General features: G+C 75.4%; 4 protein-coding genes. 1 reads left to right on the top strand and 3 read right to left on the bottom strand.

All coding sequences use genetic code 11. The features are described from left to right. The 3 genes from JNW89_RS34110 to JNW89_RS34100 all read right to left on the bottom strand — a co-directional run. Positions 1-388 (bottom strand): siderophore-interacting protein (locus JNW89_RS34110; RefSeq protein WP_238452167.1); only part of this gene is annotated, 388 nt, incomplete at its 3' end. Between the two features lie 10 nt (positions 389-398). Continuing rightward, positions 399-1,721 (bottom strand): deoxyguanosinetriphosphate triphosphohydrolase, encoded by a 1,323-nt coding sequence (locus tag JNW89_RS34105; RefSeq protein WP_238452166.1) that lies wholly within the window; start codon positions 1,719-1,721, stop codon positions 399-401. Positions 1,722-1,724: 3 nt separating this feature from the next. Next, positions 1,725-2,075: a VOC family protein gene (locus tag JNW89_RS34100; protein ID WP_210777301.1), complete on the bottom strand. Its 351-nt coding sequence runs from the start codon at positions 2,073-2,075 to the stop codon at positions 1,725-1,727. A 234-nt stretch (positions 2,076-2,309) separates the two neighbouring features. On the opposite strand from JNW89_RS34100, the gene JNW89_RS34095 reads away from it, so the two are divergent. Then, complete coding sequence (locus JNW89_RS34095; protein WP_238452165.1) at positions 2,310-2,552, top strand: roadblock/LC7 domain-containing protein; 243 nt, start codon at positions 2,310-2,312, stop codon at positions 2,550-2,552. Positions 2,553-2,613: the final 61 nt, after the last annotated feature.

Genomic DNA, 2,613 nt, shown 5'->3' with positions numbered 1-2,613 from the left:
GCGCGTACGCCCCACCCGGGCCGGTGAAGAGCACCTCGTCGCCGGGGCGCAGCCGGGCCGCCCAGGGCCCGGCCAGCCCCTCGTCGCCGTGGTGCACCACGTCCACGGTGAGTTCGCCGGCCAGCGGGTCCCAGGCGCGGACGGTGTACGCGCGCAGCCGGGGCCACTGGTCGCGGGGCAGGTCACGACGGATCGCGGCCAGGTCCAGCGGCCTGGGGTGGTCGACCCCGGGCGCCGGGAAGACGATCTTGATGTAGTGGTCGGTGTACTCCCCGACCGGCAGCCCGGCCAGCTCCTCCCCGCCCAGGACCAGGCGGATCAGGTGCGGGGTGGGCCGCTCGGTCCGCAGGACCCGGGCGGACGTGACCTTCTTGGGGCGCTCCGTCATGCCACTTAGGCTAGCCTAAGTCGTCGCGGGGCCCCGGGTCGGGAGAGCGACTCACCCGCCGGACCAGCCGGTCGTGCCAGGCCACCGCCGCCGGGTCGGTGAGCGACGCCACCTGGTCGACCACCACCCGCAGCCGGGCGGCGTCGTCCGGGGCGGCCCGCCACAGCGGCGCGAAGACCGGGTCGAGCGCGTCCGGCGCCCGCTCGCCCAGCACGCCGACCAGCTCGGCGAGGACCTCTCGCTGCCGGTCGTACCGGGGGCCGGCGCCCGGACGGTTCATCACGTAGCGCCAGGCGATCCCCTTCAGCAGCGCGCACTGGGCCCGGACCCGACGCGGCACCACCAGGTCGGCGGCGTACCGGCGGTGCGGGCCCGGGCCGAACCGCTCCCGGGTGGCGGTCACCACGGCGGAGACGAACCGGCCGGTCAGCACGCTGGCGGTGGCCTTCAGCGCGACCTGCGCGCGGTGGCTGCCGTCGTACCCGGCGAGCACGGCGAGCTCCGGCTCGTCGAGCAGGTCGACCAGCACCTCGCCGAGGTCGGCCGGGGACTCGCCGGAGTAGACGGCGGCCACGTCGACGCAGAGGGCGGCCCGCTCGTCCGGGTCGTCGAGCAGGGGCCGCAGCGAGAGGTACCCGCCGTGGATGCCGTCCTCCACGTCGTGCACCGAGTAGGCGACGTCGTCGGCCCAGTCCATCACCTGGGCCTCCAGGCAGCGCCGCGCGCCGCCGGGCGGGCCGCCGCCGTCCCCCGCGGGTACGCCCTCGCGCAGCCAGTCGAAGACCGGCCGGTCGTCGTCGTACACCCCGAACTTGCGCAGTCCCGGCTGCCGGGGCCACGGGTACTTGCCGACCGCGTCGAGCGAGGCCCGGGTGAGGTTGAGCCCGGCGGGTACGCCGTCCGGGCCGACCACCTTGGCCTCCAGCCGGGTCAGCACGCGCAGCGTCTGGGCGTTGCCCTCGAACCCGCCGCAGGGCGCGGCGAGCCGGTCGAGGGCGTCCTCGCCGTTGTGCCCGAAGGGCGGGTGGCCGAGGTCGTGCGCCAGCCCGGCGGTGTCCACCACGTCCGGGTCGCAGCCCAGCCGGGCGCCCATCTCCCGGGCGATCTGGGCCACCTCCAGCGAGTGCGTCAGCCGGGTACGCAGGAAGTCGTCGGTGCCGGCGACGTGCACCTGGGTCTTGGCGGCCAGCCGCCGGAAGGCGGCCGAGTGCAGCACCCGGGCCCGGTCCCGCTCGTACGGCGACCGGCCGTAGCCGGTGTCCTTGGGCGCCTCGTCGACCCGACGCCGCGCGTCGGCCGCGTCCCACGGCCCGGCCGGGTCGGCGTCACGCACCCCTCAGCCCTGCTGTCGCAGCACGCAGAACTCGTTGCCCTCCGGGTCGGCGAGCACCGTCCAGGAGGCGTCGCCCTGGCCGACGTCGACGTGCCGGGCCCCCATGTCGACCAGCCGCTCGACCTCGGCCTCCTGGTCGGCCGGGCGCAGGTCGAGGTGGAGCCGGTTCTTGGTCTCCTTGCCGTCGGCGACCGGGACGAAGACGATGCCGGGCAGCCGGTCGCGCGACTGGCGGATCTCCACCTCGTCCGGCTTCTCCGCGATCACCTGGTAGCCCAGCGCCTCGGCCCACCAGTGGGCCAGCCGGGACGGGTCCCGGGCGTCGACGGTCAAGCTCTCCCAGACGCTGGTCATGCGGCCACCCTTCGCCGGTCGTACGCAACTGATCGCGGGAGCCCAGGTTACGCCCGGGTGGCCCGCGGAGTGCGCCGGCGAACGTCGCATGGCGGGTCCGCAACCGCCGATCAGACGACAGTTGTCGACCGATTGCCGACCGTCACGGGATCGCGGGCGCGGCGTGGCCTTCGGTAACGTGCCGGGAGCGGTACGTGACACCGACGACCGGAACGCGACGAACGGGGGACGCTCGTGCACGTTGACACGGTGATGGACGCGGAGCTGCGGAGGCTGCGCCGACGCCGCCCCGAGGTGGCCGGCACGGTGCTGGGCGGGCGCGACGGGATGCTCATCTCCAGCGACCTGCCGACCACCGACGCGACCCACCTGGCCGCCCTCGCCGCGGTGAGTTTCGGGGTGGGGCACCAGGTCGCCCACACCGTGCGCGGCGGCGGCTTCCGGGAGTCGTGGTGCACACGGCCACCGGCTCCGTGATCACCTACCCGGCCGGGCGGCACGCGCTGCTCACCCTGGTCACCGGCGCGGGTGCCGACCT

The organism is Micromonospora sp. 4G55 (assembly GCF_016803375.1).
Note: the sequence above shows the minus strand (reverse complement) of the source record. Positions and strands in the feature narration are given on the sequence as shown.